Annotated in this window: 12 protein-coding genes; 6 read left to right on the top strand and 6 right to left on the bottom strand. The window is 51.7% G+C overall.

Translation table 11 applies throughout. The annotated features are described in order from the left end of the window. Position 1 precedes the first annotated feature (1 nt). Positions 2-1,729 (bottom strand): GMC oxidoreductase, encoded by a 1,728-nt coding sequence (locus ACYVBJ_RS27425; protein WP_460985488.1) that lies wholly within the window; start codon positions 1,727-1,729, stop codon positions 2-4. A 133-nt stretch (positions 1,730-1,862) separates the two neighbouring features. Here ACYVBJ_RS27425 and ACYVBJ_RS27420 point away from each other — a divergent pair, with 133 nt between their 5' ends. The 4 genes from ACYVBJ_RS27420 (at position 1,863) to ACYVBJ_RS27405 (ending at position 5,689) form a co-directional block, all read left to right on the top strand. Then, complete coding sequence (locus tag ACYVBJ_RS27420; protein ID WP_460985487.1) at positions 1,863-2,717, top strand: SDR family oxidoreductase; 855 nt, start codon at positions 1,863-1,865, stop codon at positions 2,715-2,717. Between the two features lie 84 nt (positions 2,718-2,801). Further along, on the top strand, positions 2,802-3,668 hold the full coding sequence (locus ACYVBJ_RS27415; protein ID WP_460985486.1) for an SDR family oxidoreductase: 867 nt from the start codon (positions 2,802-2,804) through the stop codon (positions 3,666-3,668). Between the two features lie 82 nt (positions 3,669-3,750). Beyond that, on the top strand, positions 3,751-5,106 hold the full coding sequence (locus tag ACYVBJ_RS27410; protein ID WP_460985485.1) for a cytochrome P450: 1,356 nt from the start codon (positions 3,751-3,753) through the stop codon (positions 5,104-5,106). 208 nt (positions 5,107-5,314) lie between these two features. Further along, a complete protein-coding gene (locus ACYVBJ_RS27405) occupies positions 5,315-5,689 on the top strand; it encodes an HPF/RaiA family ribosome-associated protein (RefSeq protein WP_460976372.1) in 375 nt (124 codons plus the stop codon). 69 nt (positions 5,690-5,758) lie between these two features. Here ACYVBJ_RS27405 and metK read toward each other — a convergent pair whose 3' ends face one another. Further along, a complete protein-coding gene (gene metK, locus ACYVBJ_RS27400) occupies positions 5,759-7,036 on the bottom strand; it encodes a methionine adenosyltransferase (RefSeq protein WP_460985649.1) in 1,278 nt (425 codons plus the stop codon). 192 nt (positions 7,037-7,228) lie between these two features. On the opposite strand from metK, the gene ACYVBJ_RS27395 reads away from it, so the two are divergent. After that, on the top strand, positions 7,229-8,179 hold the full coding sequence (locus ACYVBJ_RS27395) for a glycosyltransferase (protein WP_460985484.1): 951 nt from the start codon (positions 7,229-7,231) through the stop codon (positions 8,177-8,179). Positions 8,180-8,200: 21 nt separating this feature from the next. On the opposite strand, the gene ACYVBJ_RS27390 is transcribed toward ACYVBJ_RS27395, so the two are convergent. From ACYVBJ_RS27390 to ACYVBJ_RS27380, 3 genes are all read right to left on the bottom strand, one after another. Beyond that, entirely contained in the window at positions 8,201-9,355 is a 1,155-nt protein-coding gene (locus ACYVBJ_RS27390; RefSeq protein ID WP_460985483.1) for a lycopene cyclase family protein, read from the bottom strand. An 87-nt stretch (positions 9,356-9,442) separates the two neighbouring features. After that, complete coding sequence (gene lipA, locus ACYVBJ_RS27385) at positions 9,443-10,321, bottom strand: lipoyl synthase (RefSeq protein WP_460985482.1); 879 nt, start codon at positions 10,319-10,321, stop codon at positions 9,443-9,445. Positions 10,322-10,465: 144 nt separating this feature from the next. Further along, entirely contained in the window at positions 10,466-11,251 is a 786-nt protein-coding gene (locus tag ACYVBJ_RS27380) for a hypothetical protein (RefSeq protein WP_460985481.1), read from the bottom strand. Between the two features lie 173 nt (positions 11,252-11,424). Here ACYVBJ_RS27380 and ACYVBJ_RS27375 point away from each other — a divergent pair, with 173 nt between their 5' ends. Then, entirely contained in the window at positions 11,425-11,853 is a 429-nt protein-coding gene (locus ACYVBJ_RS27375) for an OsmC family protein (RefSeq protein ID WP_460985480.1), read from the top strand. Positions 11,854-11,967: 114 nt separating this feature from the next. Here ACYVBJ_RS27375 and ACYVBJ_RS27370 read toward each other — a convergent pair whose 3' ends face one another. Continuing rightward, positions 11,968-16,143, bottom strand: a complete 4,176-nt coding sequence (locus ACYVBJ_RS27370; RefSeq protein WP_460985479.1) for an NPCBM/NEW2 domain-containing protein — start codon at positions 16,141-16,143, stop codon at positions 11,968-11,970. Positions 16,144-16,255 lie beyond the last annotated feature (112 nt).

Below are 16,255 nucleotides of genomic sequence, written 5' to 3'. Positions count from 1 at the left end.
GCTACAAATGTCCTTTTTTCATTTCTCCTACCGCGTAATTAGCCGCCCGGGCCGTTAAGGCCATAAACGTAATGGATGGGTTCTGACTGCCGGTCGATGTCATAGCCGCTCCATCCGTGACAAATACGTTTTTCACCGAGTGGAGTTGGTTATGCGCGTTTAGTAATGACGTCTTCGGATCTCGACCCATTCGAACGCCACCCATCTCGTGAATATCCAGGCCTGGATTGCGGTGATCGTCGTATGGATTGATGTTTTTACAACCCGACTTTTCCAGCATTTCGGCACCTTGCTGTAAGAAGTCCTTCATCACTTTTACGTCGTTATCCGTATAATCGATGGCCGTTACCAGTTGCGGAATCCCCCAGGGATCTTTCTGATCGGTGCTCAATCGAACGTGGTTTTCATAACGCGGTACCGTTTCAGCCTGCATCATCATAAACACATGCCAGGCTCCGGGATCACTCAGCTTATCTTTGAACTCGGCTCCAAACCCCTCCTGCCCGGCACCGCGTTGCCAAGCTCCCCTTGACGCACTGAACGCCACCATATAGCCACGCTGGAAATCCGTTTCCTGCTTATCAACATTTCGGAAATTAGGCATGAAGGCGGTAGTTGGCCGACGACCGTAGTAATACCCGTCTTCAAAGCCCTCGTAGTCGGCAACAATATTGCCCCGGTAATTGTGGAACGCTACGTAATGACCCAATACGCCACTATCGTTGCCTAAGCCTTTCGGAAAGCGCCTTGACGTAGAGTTGAGCAGGATCAGATTTGTGTTCAGGCAGGCTGCATTTACAAAAATGATACGTGCGTAGTACTCCGTCATCTGCTTCGTGTGCGTATCGATCACGCGAACGCCCGTAGCTTTGCCTTTTGCCTCGTCGTAGATAATGGAGTGTACAACCGAATCAGGACGTAGTGTGAGTTTGCCAGTCTTTGCCGCCCAGGGTATAGTCGACGAATTACTGCTGAAATAACCGCCGTAAGGGCATCCTCTATAACACAGATGCCGCGCCTGACACTGCGCCCGCCCCTGATCGTAATGAATCTGCTTGGGCTCGGTCAGGTGAGCGCAACGCCCAATGATTACGTGCCGGTCTTTGTAGCTTTCAGCAACCCGTTTTTGAATATGCTTCTCTACACAATTCAGCTCCCAGGGTTTTAAGAACTCACCATCGGGCAGAGTTTCGAGTCCATCTTTATTACCACTTATGCCCACAAATTTTTCAACGTGACTGTACCAGGGGGCAATATCTGCGTAACGGATCGGCCAATCGACAGCCGCTCCATCGCGGGCGTTTGCTTCAAAATCGAAGCGGCTCCAGCGCTGGGTCTGGCGCGCCCAAATCAACGACTTTCCCCCTACCTGATACCCACGAATCCAGTCGAAAGGCTTCTCCTGCACGTAAGGATGTTCGGCGTCTTTGACAAAAAACTGCTGGGTCGCTTCATCGAGCGCATAACACTTCGTAGCAATCGGATTGTCCTGATCGAATGCATCCGGCATTCGGTTTCGGTGGGGAAAATCCCAGGGGTTTAGCGTAGCAGTCGGGTAATCAACAATGTGGCGAACGTCACGTCCCCGCTCTAAAACGAGCGTCCGTAAGCCTTTTTCACAGAGTTCTTTCGCTGCCCAGCCTCCGCTAATACCCGAGCCAATGACAATAGCGTCGTAGCGGTTCGTCGTTACGATTCGAGTAGCTTTAGCATCTCCGTTGATGTTCATAAACAAGGTATTTTAAACCACTATATTAGCTATTAATTGCCGTTACGCAAAAACTACTATTTCAGTAGGTTTCTCGAAACATCAGCCACGGCTTTTGGCTTATTACTTAAAAAGTACAACCAAAAGCAACGTTATGGAAACCCAGATTCCACCCCAGCACCAGGATGTGCAGCCGGGGATACAGGCTGAATTAACTCCTCAGCCTAAGGTAATTCGATATACGTATCGGGGAACGAATAAACTCAAAGACAAAGTCGCGCTCATTACGGGTGGCGACAGTGGTATCGGCCAGGCCGTGGCCGTTCACTTTGCCCGCGAGGGGGCCGATGTCGCCATCGTGTATACCGATCGCGAAGAGGTAGATGCACAAAAAACCAAAGAACTGGTTGAAGCCGAAGGTCGACAGGTATTGCTGCTCCCCGGCGACCTGAAGCAACTGGACTTTTGTGAGCGAGTCGTCGAAGAAACGGTGAAACGATTTGGTAAACTCAACATATTAGTGAACAATGCGGCTCTTCAGCTTCAGCACAAGAAGTTTGAAGAAATGCAGGATGAGGACTTGGTCAGCACTTTCCAGACAAACATCTATTCCATCTTTCGAGTGACAAAGGCAGCGCTTAAACACCTGCATGAAGGTGACTCTATTATCAACACTACGTCGGTGACAGCCTATCAGGGCCGCGCTGATCTCCCCGAATATTCATCGACAAAAGGGGCAATTATGGCGTTTACGCGTGCCCTAGCCGGTAATCTGGCGCAGAAGAAAATCCGGGTAAATGGCGTAGCTCCGGGTCCAATCTGGACACCCCTCAACCCGGCATCAGTGTCGGCAGCGGAAGTGGCCATGTTTGGTAAAGATGTGCCCATGAAACGGCCTGGGCAGCCCAGCGAAGTGGCACCGGCTTACGTATATCTGGCCTCGCAGGATGCGTCTTACGTAACAGGACAAATTATTCACCCCAACGGCGGTACCGTCGTAAACGGTTAACACCATATCTAACACCTTCATTTCTCAGTAGTGGGTTCTCACGCCTAGCACTACTAAGGCATAAGGCTTAACAAATTCAACGTCATGGACGAACAGATGGAAATGGATATTCCGGTGCAAACGCAGGAGACACAACCCGGAATTGAAGCACAGATGAACCCTCAACCAATTTATATTCGCGATGGGTATGAGGGCTCAGACAAGCTCAAAGAAAAAATTGCGCTCATCACCGGTGGCGACAGCGGTATTGGTCGGGCCGTTGCGGTGCATTTCGCCCGTGAAGGGGCCGATGTAGCTATTATATACCACCCTCGTGAAGAAGAAGATGCGCAAAAGACAAAGCAACTCATTGAAGCAGAAGGGCGTCGTAGCCTGCTCATACCGGGTGATTTACGTAAATTGTCGTTTATTCGGGAGGCCGTTGGCAAGGTGCTTAGTACGTTCAATCGGATCAATATCCTGGTGAACAACGCGGCTGTTCAGTTTCCGCAGAAAGAGTTGACTGACATAAAGGACGAAGATATGCAGGCTACGTTCGAGACGAATATTCTGGCCATGTTCCGGCTCACCAAAGCGGCTTTACCGCACATGGCTGAATACGACTGCATCATTAATACAACGTCCATTACGTCGTACCGGGGCAGCGAAACCTTGCTTGACTACTCCTCGACTAAAGGCGCGATCACGGCCTTTACCCGATCGCTTTCGCAACATCTGGTTGAACGTAACATTCGGGTCAATGCCGTCGCTCCGGGTCCGATCTGGACACCCCTGATTGTATCGTCGTTTGACGAAGAGAAAATTGCCAGTTTCGGTAAGAATACCCCGATGGAACGGCCCGGCCAACCGGCGGAAGTAGCGCCTGCCTACGTGTTTCTGGCTTCCGAAGACGCATCGTACGTAACGGGGCAGGTCATGCACGTAAATGGTGGCGAAATTATCAACTCATAAAAAGTTGTCATTTTTCCGCATTTCAGGCGGGTTTGTACGTTAACTTTAAGGTCGTTCTGAGCTAGTCAGAACGACCTTTTTTATGGAAACGATTTCATCAGCCACGCGTCCGGTTCCACTTCATCCTGGCTTACCTATTCTGGGGAATACGCTTTCGTTTTTGCGTGACCCGTTAGCGATCTTGCGCATTCTGCAGCGGTACGACCGCGTGGTGCACCTTCGCATTGGTGGTCGGCATCAGTACTTAGTGCTTCGTCCGGAAGATGCCAAGCACGTAATGCAGGAGAATCACCGTAACTACGGCCGCTCACCCGCCTTTAACGTACTCAAAATCTTTCTGGGCAACGGTCTGCTGACCAGCGACGGCGACTTCTGGCGTCGGCAACGGCGTTTGGCGCAACCCGCCTTTCACCGGCAGAAGTTAGCGGCCCTGGCGCAGACAATGGTGCAGGAGACAGCCGACTGGATTACCGAGTTAAAACGGCACGACCGGCGGCAACCCGTCAACGTATCGCAGGCCTTTATGGACGTAACGATGCGGATTGTCTGCAAGACACTGTTCGGCTCTGACGTGGTCGGCAAACTCGACGGCTTATCCTCGGCACTGGATACATTACAATACTACGCGAACCAGCGGATGCTGTCGCCAATTCGGGTTCCGATGAGCTGGCCAACGCCCGCCCATCAGCGTTTTCGCAAAGCTGGGGCTTTAGTCGACTCGTTTATTTACGGCGTAATTGGTCAACGTCGGCAAAACCAGCCTACTCAGCACGACGATCTCTTGGATATGCTGCTGAACGCCGAAGACGAAGAGACCGGCGAACGCATGTCGGACCAGCAACTGCGCGATGAATGCGTAACGCTCTTTGCCGCTGGTCACGAAACCACGGCTGTTTCTATGGCCTGGACCCTTCTGCTGCTCGTTGACAATCCAGCTATATTGGCCCGCCTGAAAGCAGAAGTAACCAGTGTCCTGGGCAACGACCCGGCTCCCCCGGCCGAGCGGTTTCGGGCATTGACGTATACTATGCAGGTCATTCAGGAGTCGTTGCGACTTTACCCACCCGCCTGGATTATGAGCCGTCTGGCGCATAACGACGATCACATTGGGCCGTACGTAATACCAGCAGGCGATACGGCCCTGGTATGTCCTTACCTACTCCACCGAGATCCGGCCACCTGGCCAGACCCCGACCGTTTCGATCCGGACCGCTTTGCAGCTGGTGCTGACAAAGACCGCCATTCGTACGCTTACCTCCCCTTTGGCGGTGGCCCACGCCTTTGCATTGGCAATCAGTTTGCGCTGATGGAAATGCAAATTCTGCTGGCTATGTTCATCCGCGAGTTCGACATACAAGCCATAAAAAATCAACGTATAGCAACGCAACCTTTAATTACGTTACGTCCTAAGCGACCAATTCAGTTGTTCGTAAACTAGCCAAATTGCACTTTACGAAGGAATTTACTTTAACATTGTTTCACGGAAGGTTGTAAGTGGCGCGTTAACAGACCCTGAATCGGCCATTACGTAAAAAAACGTGAAACCTAGTTGCATCTTTCGTAGCTCCTCTTGACTTTATGGTCCAGATAGCCAAACTTAGGTAGTCCATTGATGTTCTGTTTCAATTCACTTAAAAAGCGACACAATGAGACTAAAAATTAATGCCGTCCACTTTACGGCCGATCAGAGCCTGTTAGATTTCATCCAGGCTAAGCTCAACAAGTTAGACACCTTCCACGACCGAATCATCGGCGGAGAAGTATTCTTAAGGCTGGAAGGAGCTGATTCTAACCGGATTAAAGAGAAAATCGTTGAGATTCGGCTGATGATTCCTGGCAAGGAGTTGTTCGTTAAAGAGTCTGACAAAAGCTTCGAGAGCGCAACGGACCGTCTGCTCGATGTACTGAAAGACAAACTCGTTCGCTGTAAGCAGAAACGCAACGACTTCTCCAGCTCGGAAATTGTTGAAGCAAAGTCCCGAATGAAAGAAGATGAGGTTTTCGAACCCGATGAGTTATAACCAGAGTATCACAAACGAAGAAAGCCAGCCCGATCGGGCTGGCTTTCTTCGTTTGTGATACTCTACAAACTATAATCCGAAGGCCTCTTTGACTTTATCAACAAAATCGAGTTTCTCCCAGGTAAACAGCTCTACCTCAACTTCCTTCGAGTGGCCATTGGAGCCAAAGGTTTTCTTCACAATCTCGTTCTTGCGGCCCATGTGTCCATACGCAGCCGTTTCTGAGTAGATCGGATTGCGGAGCTTCAGGCGCTGCTCGATAGCGTAAGGGCGCATATCGAATATCTGCTCGATCATACGGGCAATCTCGCCATCGTTCACGTCAACCTTAGCAGTGCCATACGTATTGATGTAAAGACCGCAGGGCTGAGCGACGCCAATAGCGTAGGATACCTGCACAAGTACCTGATCGCAAAGGCCAGCGGCTACCATGTTTTTGGCAATATGACGGGTTGCATAGGCTGCCGAGCGGTCCACTTTCGAGGGATCTTTACCTGAAAAAGCTCCACCACCGTGCGCTCCTTTGCCGCCGTACGTATCGACGATGATTTTACGCCCGGTTAAGCCCGTATCGCCGTGCGGACCGCCAATCACAAACTTACCCGTTGGGTTGATGTAATACGTAATGTCGTTGGTAAAGAGGGTGTGCAACTCCGTTTTCTGCGCAGCTTTAACCCGCGGAATAACGATGTTGATGACGTCCGATTTGATCTTGTCGAGCATCGTTTTATCATCGGCAAACTCATCGTGCTGGGTCGATACAACAATCGTATCAATCCGGATCGGCTGATGGTCGTCGGAGTATTCGATCGTTACCTGCGACTTCGCGTCGGGCCGCAGATAAGGCATCAGATCGTTCTCGTGATTCCGGATATGCGACATCTCGCGCAGGATCGCGTGGGCCAAGTCCAGCGGCAACGGCATGTAGTTGTCCGTTTCGTTGGTCGCGTAGCCAAACATCATACCCTGATCACCGGCTCCCTGCGCATTGGCGCGGGTTTCAAAGTCATCGCTGGCAACTTCCCGGTCAACACCCTGATTGATGTCCGCTGACTGATCGTGTAAGGCCGAAAAAATACCGCACGAGTTCGCTTCAAACATGTACTCGCTCTTGGTGTAGCCGATCTTCCGGATTACCTCCCGAGTGATTTTTTGAACGTCTAGGTACGTATCGGTTTTGATTTCACCGGCCAATACAACCTGCCCTGTGGTAACAAGTGTCTCGCAGGCGACCTTACTGGCGGGGTCGAAAGCCAAAAAGTTGTCAATTAAGGCGTCAGAAATCTGGTCGGCGACTTTGTCGGGGTGTCCTTCAGAGACGGACTCGGAAGTGAAAAGATAAGGCATTGCTGCTCTGGATGACTTAGTTTGAAACCACAAAGCTACGAGTTTATTCATTGGGGGCAAACGGGTTATTCGCCAAGAAACCCGAATTAATATCGCTAAAGGAGCTTACCAGGCCTTTTGCGGGTCGGTACGGCGATTCGGCCGTAAGCTAAATTAGCGTAACAACCCCTTCACGTTGCAGGTAAGGCTCATATGCGTAAATTGAATATCCTGATCTGGCACATTCATGGTGCCTATCTGACGGCCATTACCCAAACTGAACATAACTGGTATTTACCCAAAAAAGAAAACAATTCGGAAGGCTACATCGGTCGGGGCGTTGGCTCATCCATGCCGGATTACGTTCGGGAAGTCCCAGCCGAGGAAGTAAAGAATTTAAAGCTCGACCTGATTATTTTTCAGACGCCCCAGAATTACAAGGAAGATCAATTCGAGATTTTATCCGCCGATCAGCGCAATCTCCCTAAAATCTACTTGCAGCACAACAGCCCCGAGCCGCACCCGACCGATTCGCGGCACTGGGCCGCCGATGATCCGGACGTATTGCTCGTGCACGTAACGCAGTACAACCGGTTGATGTGGGACAACGGCACTACGCCTACGGCGGTTGTGGAGCACAGCGTCGCTATCGACCCAACGCTACGTTACAATGGCAGCCGTCGGGAAGGCATCTTTGTCGTAAACGAAATGCAACGACGGGGGCGCATGGCGGGCTTTGATCTGTATCAGTCGTTCAGGGCCGATGGGCTACCGCTCACCACCGTTGGTATGGGTTCGGCCGACATTGGCGGCATCGGCGAAATTCATTACACACGGCTTCATCAACACGTAGCGGAATATCGATTTCTCTACAGCTTTATGCGCTACAGCAGCCTGCCACTGGCCGTTATCGAAGCCTTAACGATTGGCATGCCCGTGGTAGCCCTGGCGACGACGGAACTTCCGGTGGTCATTAAAAATGGCATTCACGGATTTGTGTCCAATAACCCCGGCGAGCTACGGCAAGCTATGCAATTTCTGCTCGACAACCCCGACGAAGCGCGTCGGATGGGTGAGAACGCACGCAAGCTGGCAGGGGAACGCTTTAGCCTCCCCCGTTTCATCAGCGACTGGGATCGTATTTTCGGGCAGGTAACGACATAGAGTTAAGCAGAAGAATGGGGTTTAACCAACCCATTTCCGTCGCATTACGTCAAAGAAAGCCGAGGTGAACGCCCACCAGGGCATAGTCGTGAACAAGCGGATCTCTTCGGAAAACTGAGTGTCCTCGTCGAGAAATTTAAACGCGGTGGCCGGTCGGTTCTCTGAGAACATACGCGAAAATACGTCGTCGGCCGGATGGCGTCGGTTTTCCAATACGTTCAACAGAACACTGTCGTACAATTTAAAGCGCTGCTTAAACCAAGGCAAGTGTCGGTCGGGCTTACCCGTCTGGGCCAGATTTGTCACAATAGAACGCAGGTACCGCTGGGTCCGCTGAAACGTATAGCCGGTTGAGGGCTTGGTGAATCCTCCGGCCGTACCGATCCGAACGATGTGCTCCGACGGATTTTCGTGGGTTTCTTCGTCAGTCATGGGAATAATGCCTGCTTCGGTCTCGCAAATCTGATACGTGCCCGCATCCAGAAACCGATCGATATAGTCCCGTAAATTCGCTTCGTATTCGTCGTCGACCATGAGTTTGTCGTTAAAAAGGGTAAACTCAACCAGCGCCGTCTGTGCATCGAACGGCATGACATATACGAACCGGCAATCTCCCCCCTGCTCAACGCGAAAGTCCATAATCTCTGGCTGGGCCGGGTCGAAGCAAGCATTGGCAGTTTTAATAACCCAGCCTTTAAAATGCTGTAACAAGTTATGGTTCTGGGGCTTATCCAGCTTTAGCGAAAACGTACTGTCGAACACGTAATCAGCAATGTAAGGCTCGTCGTCCGCGATCACAAAGCCGCCCTGGGGCGTGTCTTTAATCCGGTTGATGGTGGCCTGCTTCTGTTCGATATTGGGCCATTTGGCCAGTTCATTCTGCACAAACTCGTAGAAATCAATTCCCCGCAGCATTTTGTAGCGGTACTGACCCATGTCAAGCGGCCCGGCGTGCGTAGGGCCGTGAAAGCTAACCCCGTTCCAGGTTCTGAACAGAATCTCTTCGAAAGGTCCGGCGGTACGTTCCCAAAAACACCACGTTCGATCATTGCGGTTTTTCTGTTCGCGGTCCAAAATCAGAATCGAGCGGTCGCGCAGCGGAGATTGAGTAAGGTAGTAAGCGAGACTTAGCCCGGCCATTCCACCTCCAGCGATGATGAAGTCGTATTTTTTCATTCAGCAAAGAAAAAGTCCGGGCGGCTGTCCGGACTCTTCTGGTAAAATAAACGGAATGCGAAATTGTTTGCAAATCGGTTTCGCCCCTTACACATTAACGTGCTTTTCAGCGTGGTAACTCGACCGAACGAGCGGCCCTGATTCAACATACTTTAACCCGCGTTTCAGGCCTTCTTCCTTGTACATGGCAAACGTTTCCGGATGAATCCACTCAATGACTTCGTGGTGCATTTTGGTGGGTTGCAGATACTGCCCTAAGGTCAACACATCCAGTCCGTTCCGGGCCAGATCATCCATGGCCTTAAAGACCTCATCCTGCGTTTCGCCCAGACCGAGCATGATGCCCGATTTAGTACGTTGCCCGTATGCCTTCGTTCGTTGAATCTGTTCCAGGCTCCGTTCGTACCTGGCCTGCGGGCGCACCCGACGATACAGACGCTCTACCGTTTCCATGTTGTGCGAAACGACTTCCTGCCCCGCCGAAATCATACGTTCGAGGGCTTGCCAGTTGCCTTTTGTGTCAGGAATCAGCGTTTCTATGGTCGTCGTGGGTGATGCTTCTTTAATAAGGCGCACGGTCTGGTACCAGATTTCAGCCCCCCGGTCTTTAAGTTCATCCCGGTTAACGGACGTAATCACCGCGTGTTTCACCTTCATCAGCACAATGGCTTCGGCCACGCGCCGGGGTTCGTCGGTATCGTATTCATTTGGCCGTCCCGTCGCTACGGCGCAGAACGTACAACTCCGGGTACAAACGTTACCCAGAATCATGAACGTAGCGGTGCCTGCTCCCCAGCACTCGCCCATATTCGGACAGTTACCGCTCTCGCAGATGGTGTGGAGTTTATGCTCGTCCACCAACTTACGGACTTTGGCATATTCGGGGCCAATTGGCAGCTTCACACGCAGCCAATCAGGTCTCTTTTTACGTTGTTGTTCGGAGGGTATTACGGGTAGTTCGATCATGGCTCCTCAATCCTTTCCAACAAAATTCGTTTTTCGGATGTAAAGTTCATCAAAATAGCTGGAGGGGGATGTAAGGAGGAAAAGGAGATATGTCACCACGCTCCCTTGCCTGCTTCATCCCCCTCCAGCTTTTCCTCTTTTTTACTATTTCTTGCTGCCGAAAAACAGCGTAATGTATCCCGATGTAAAGAAGCTGCGATTGCCCAGCTCGCGGCCTCCGGCGGGGTCGGTGTTCGGAATGATGACGATCTTACTGGGGAAAATTTCCGTTAAGAAGCCAATTTCCACGCCCGTTGTGTTGTTACGAAATGCGCTCAATTCGAAACTCAGCGCGGCTTTCAGGTTTAAACCAACCGTTAATTTCGATTCGCCGAGGCCCTGGAAAAATCCACCAGCACCGGTAACAGCTTCACCCGTAGCGGTCTGGAACCCATTCACCTCGGAAGCCGGAACGGTGCGCGTTGAGTTGCCGTAGGACACCTCCAGGTAATAGGGCTTGATGATGCCCAGCGAGGGGCCACCCGCCAGAATACCACTTACCGCAATGCCTTCGTCGGAGTTCCGTCGAAACAGCTTCACCTCGCGACCGTATTGCGGGCGAAGCACAAACAGGTAATTTTCTTTCCCACTAATGTAGCGTGAGCCAACCGAATTGACCGATGACTGGATCTCTTTGGGGTGCTTTACGTTAACAAGTTCAACGCTCAGATAGCGGTATTGCGGCAGGCCGAAGAACGTACTTGATAGCTGTTTCGATTGCCGAAACGCAAAGCCGCCAACAATGCCGGAGTTTGTGTTTGTTGTGATACCAAACGTAGTTTCGGTTTGGTAATCATCGTCTTCTGCATCGGTATTTTGTGCCTGAACAACCGGCGTGGCTGCAAACAGGCTCATCAGCATCCACCCTACTAGTATATATAATGTTCGCATCTTCGTAAATTCCTGAAATAAAGCTACTAATTTATCATCATCTCACAAAATCAGCCCGGCCTATTAGCGTAACCAATCCATAATTTTTATGTTTAGGCGAAAAAGTAAAATGGTCATTTTCTGAGTCATGTCGTTTCGACGGCCTGACGTAAGGACTACCACCTAAAACCAAAATGGCGACAATTCACATTGATTACCTCGGCGAGTTACGTACCGCCTGCGTTCACCTTCAATCCGGAACCCAGATCAACACCGATGCTCCGACTGACAATCAGGGCCGTGGTGAAGCCTTTTCGCCAACCGACCTGGTGGCGAATGCACTCGGTACCTGCATCATTACGACCATGGGTATTTTTGCCCGACGCGATGGCATCGAACTTAAGGGCAGTGAGCTCGATGTGACAAAAATTATGACCAGCCAGCCTCCGCGACGTATCGCCCGCATTGAAGTGAGTCTGGTGCTTCGGGCTGACCCTATGCCTGATGAAGCGGCCCGTGCCCAGCTGGAAAAGATTGCTCATACTTGTCCGGTAGCCATTAGCCTGCATCCAGACATTGAACAGGCTGTTACCCTGCGGTGGGAAGCCTCAGTTTCGGCTTGATATAGTCAGGCACTAATCAAAAACTTTCTGTTCAGTGGTCGATCCAGTATCGGAAAAGACGTTGAACAGAAGGTTTTGCTGCTGCTTTTTGCTCGCTTTGGCCTAGAATCAGGTTTAGTCAGCGAGGATCACTTTTCGGCTGATGCGCTGGTGTCCCTGGGTCAACGTCAATACGTAAAGCCCGCGGGGAAGCGCACTCACCGCTACCTTTATTAGATTCTCGCCTTCGGTGGCCTGATGAATGGTTTCAGCAACCGGAACCGCTGCCGCATTGATCAACTGCACAATTACCTCGCCAGCCGCTTTGGCCGGGTACCGTATCCGCACCTCATCACCGGCGGGTATCGGATAAACATTTACCTGTACGAATTCGCTGGCTCCTGACTCATCGATGGCCCCTACTCGTCCGCCACTGACACTTGTCAGCCGTGCTCCGGCCCAATCGCCGTGGTCTCCGCAGGCATCGCCCAAGGCACTAACCACCAGTCTGAGCGTTTGCTTACCTGATACGTTGAGGTTGACGGATTTGGTGGCCGAGGTTGGCGTCATGGTCCCGCTGCTATAGGCGAGCACATTATCCAGGTATACCTGAAACTCCAGCGATCCGCAGGCCCCATCGCTGATCTCATCATCGATTCCTACGTCCGTAATGAACGTATTGTACCGACCTTCCAGATTGTAGGTGATTTCAGAGTTCGCGTGCGTTCCTAAACCTTTGGCGTAAGTGACGCCGTTGAGTTTCAACGGACGACCGTCCGTAGCCCCAGCCTCTCCGTTGCTCCGATCTTTTTCGACGGGTCCATACCCATTGTTCATACTTGTCCAGGTCAAATCAGATAAGTACGTGCCGGTACCGCTACCCGATCCCGTCGTCGATGGAATCAACCGCGCCCCCGCCCAGTCGCCGTGGTCTCCACAGGCATCGCCCAGTGAACTAACTACCAGTTTGAGCGTCTGTTTACCCGATACGTTCAGACTGATTGATTTGGTTGCGGTTATCGGCGTCATCGTCCCACTACTATACACCAGCGCGTTGTCTACGTATACCTGAAATTCAATGGAGCCGCAGGACCCATCGCCAATTTCATCGTCAATACCCATATCGGTTATAAATGTGCTGTAACGCCCCCCCACGCTATACGTAATTTCGGAGGCAGCATGAGTACCAACGCCTTTCGCATACGTAACGCCATTGAGTTTCAAAGTCCGGCCATCGGTGCTACCGGCTTCTCCGTTACTTCTGTCGTTTTCGGCAGGACCGTAGCCGTTGGTCATACTCGCCCAGGTCAAATCCGACAAGTACACCGCATTCCCGGTAGGTGCCGTGCCCGTATTGCTGGTCGGAGCCGTGGCCGGATACAATCGATCCTGAGGGATTACCTGCTGCCCCTGTCCGGCGTAGGTCCACAACAGCCTGGCGGTAGCGCCACCGCTTCCTTCGTAGTATTCCATACGAATGTCATACTTCTGATTCGCTGTCAGGGCAATTGATGCGCTGTTGTCAGTTGTTGGTCCGTGGCTTGTCCAGTTGCTAATGACCTGATTGCCGTTTACCCAGAGCCGAACGCCATCGTCAGACGTTGTGCTGAACGTGTAATTGCCCGTTACCGGAGCCTGCACCTGACCGCTCCAGCGCGCCGAGAAATTGTCGGTATTTATCACACCCGATGCCGGCGAGTTAGTACTGAAATCAAAGTTTACGGCTGCATCGGTGCGCGTCAGCACAACTGGTGCTGTCAAGCTGATATTATTGAAATACTCGGCCCGAAGTCCGGAACCCGTTCCAGGCGTGGCAGGCGTTTGGGGCTCGGTACCCACCCGAAAATAGGCAGATGCCGGAATTGCCTGCTTAGTTAGACCAGGACCGCTGTAGCTGGTCGTTAAAGCCTGACCACCACCGCCCTGCAAGAACGAAATTGTGATCGCGTGCTTACCCGCTTTCAGCCCGATGGTTCCTGTCCGCTCCTGCTCACCGTGGAGGCCATCGTTGTTAACCACCTCCGTGCTGCCGATGAGTAGCTTGCTGCCGTCGTCGGAAGTTATATAGAACGTGTATTGTCCATCCGCTGGTACGCTGATGTAGCCCTTGTAACGAATTGCGTACTGGCTGTCCCTATTTCGAACCGACAAATCCACATTTCCCACACTCCCCGATTTCTGCGCCGTCAGCGCGTCGAAGTTAGGGAGTGTGCTCCAGTTCCCTTCGTAATAGCCGTAGTCAAGCCCAGCGACTGTGTTAGCCGGATTTTCCGGATCGCGTAGCGGGGCCGTTGGCGTTTGACCCGTCTGCTTCACCAGCACCATCGACGAAAACGCGGGGATCGACACCTGGCCATTGTATACCGTACCCGTCCGCACGTCCTGAAACGGACCGCTTACCGACGTTTGGACTGGATTGCCGGTGGTGTTGTATACCAGCTTAATGTTATCATCAGGATTTTGAGAGGCCGTAAAAGTTGCCGGACTATTCTTGGAATTGGGGTCTTTACCGTAGCGGCTTTGCCAGTTCGCCAGCGAAATACTCTCGCCAACAATACCTGAACCGTTGTTATAGACGATAAAAATCTTCTGCGCATCGCTGGACGGCCGGGCATACACGTTATTGTCAAACTGACCGTAGCTGCTCAGGTCGTTCTGGTGCGACTCGTACTTATTTACAAACTGATCGGCCGTGCGACTCACCAATACGTTGTTTAGAACGATATTGTCGCGAGGGGAACAAGCACCCGGTATGTCGGTAATGGCCAGTTGCCCTTCACCATTATTATACACGGTGTTGCCCGTTACGCGCACATTCGACGAGCCGTGCAGGTAAATGCCCAGCCCTCGGCAGTTGAAAACGGAATTGTCAGTTACCTCAATGTTCGTCGTACAATCGTCGAGGTAGATTCCGTTCGCGCCTGAGTAGGTTCCACCGGGCGTTCCTTCGGGCGATCCGATCCCGTTGTACACGACGTTCGAGCTGATTCGGATGCCGTTCATGGGCTGCTTGTTGCCATTCCAGATGTACAGACCGCCCCCATCGCTTTTGGTTAAGCAGTAGTTGCTGATTATGTTACGTTGCAGTACCGTGCTGTTTGAAAAATTAACGGCATTATAGCCGATGTTATCCACCACGTTGTTCTCAATCAACGTATTAGCCGTACAGGCAGACTGAAACCCAGTGTAGGTACCGTCACCGCTTTTGCCCTGGCCCGGCACAAGACCGATCCGCCGAACGATATTCCCCCGGAACGTGAAATTCTGGTAGGTTTGAATGGTGAACCCGTTATTGTTAACGTCTTCGATCAGGCCGTTTTCCATCAGTACGTTGTTGCCCGAACCGGCAATTACCACCCCATCTTCGCCCGAACGGGTAATCTCTACGCCCGAGAACACCAGATTCGAGCTGTTCGTAACTGCCAGTCCCGTGTTCAGGGTCTGCGTAATCTGGACATTACGAACCGTTACGTAGTTTACGTTCGACAGACTCACCCCTTCGCCGTAAGCCGTCGCCGTAATAGACTGTCCGTTGGGGTTCTGGTCGCTGTAAAGCTGAATTTTTTTCGAACCTGCATTGTAATACCACTCGCCGTTCTGATCGAGCGTAGCCGGGTGATTCTGAATAAAGTAGCCCCAGTTGTTAGCGGGTTCGTAGCCGGAATCATAGCTGATCGACAAGGTGTTGCCACTCTGCTGCGTAATCGTAGCCCGGTTCAGAATCCACTGTACAGGACGTATTACTACCTCGCCCCCGGTAAAATTGGCGGGGAGCCCCTGCTGGCTGGTAATCTGCGATTTGCCAGCGTGCGATTGTATGGTCAGATAGCCTTTATTGGCTGCGTTCAGGTTCGGATACCGGCCCAGCGGTAAAATAGAATTGTTCAGGTATAGCCCCGTTACGCGACTACCGCAGGACGGACAGTCAGCCTGCCACGTATTATTGCCAAGGCTGGTCCAGTTCGTGACAGGAACCGAACCCGCCAATACGGGCTTATTTCCGGAGCCATACGCATCGATAATGATTGGATTGCCGGCGTTTCCTGACTGGCGAATCTGTACGGTTCCGCGAAAGGTATCGCCCCGCCTAAACAAGACATTGTCACCCGGCTGCAAGACAAGGCTGTTTACCTTGTCTATGGTCTGAAACGGCGCGTTGGCCGATCGGCCGTTGTTGGCGTCGCTACCGGTAGATGCTACGTAATACGTTGTTTGTCCGTACGCGCCCGGCAGGCCACCATACAGGAGTAACCCAATCAGCACACGACGGATCGTAGCGGCTAATACGTTTGAGCTCTTTCGATTAAGCACGGTTTCAGTTACTTGTAGGATATATATATTAAACAACCAGAAACTAATCTGAATTGTGTTTTTATCCAAACTTACTACCCCTATCCCATTAGATAAGTATTGTCATCCATAA

This window comes from Spirosoma fluminis (genome assembly GCF_054778895.1).
Note: the sequence above shows the minus strand (reverse complement) of the source record. Positions and strands in the feature narration are given on the sequence as shown.

Coding starts and splice junctions, on each gene's coding strand:
- ACYVBJ_RS27425 (WP_460985488.1), bottom strand. CDS start 1,729: ATGAACATCAACGGAGATGCTAAAGCTACTCGAATCGTAACGACGAAC.
- ACYVBJ_RS27420 (WP_460985487.1), top strand. CDS start 1,863: ATGGAAACCCAGATTCCACCCCAGCACCAGGATGTGCAGCCGGGGATA.
- ACYVBJ_RS27415 (WP_460985486.1), top strand. CDS start 2,802: ATGGACGAACAGATGGAAATGGATATTCCGGTGCAAACGCAGGAGACA.
- ACYVBJ_RS27410 (WP_460985485.1), top strand. CDS start 3,751: ATGGAAACGATTTCATCAGCCACGCGTCCGGTTCCACTTCATCCTGGC.
- ACYVBJ_RS27405 (WP_460976372.1), top strand. CDS start 5,315: ATGAGACTAAAAATTAATGCCGTCCACTTTACGGCCGATCAGAGCCTG.
- metK (WP_460985649.1), bottom strand. CDS start 7,036: ATGCCTTATCTTTTCACTTCCGAGTCCGTCTCTGAAGGACACCCCGAC.
- ACYVBJ_RS27395 (WP_460985484.1), top strand. CDS start 7,229: ATGCGTAAATTGAATATCCTGATCTGGCACATTCATGGTGCCTATCTG.
- ACYVBJ_RS27390 (WP_460985483.1), bottom strand. CDS start 9,355: ATGAAAAAATACGACTTCATCATCGCTGGAGGTGGAATGGCCGGGCTA.
- lipA (WP_460985482.1), bottom strand. CDS start 10,321: ATGATCGAACTACCCGTAATACCCTCCGAACAACAACGTAAAAAGAGA.
- ACYVBJ_RS27380 (WP_460985481.1), bottom strand. CDS start 11,251: ATGCGAACATTATATATACTAGTAGGGTGGATGCTGATGAGCCTGTTT.
- ACYVBJ_RS27375 (WP_460985480.1), top strand. CDS start 11,425: ATGGCGACAATTCACATTGATTACCTCGGCGAGTTACGTACCGCCTGC.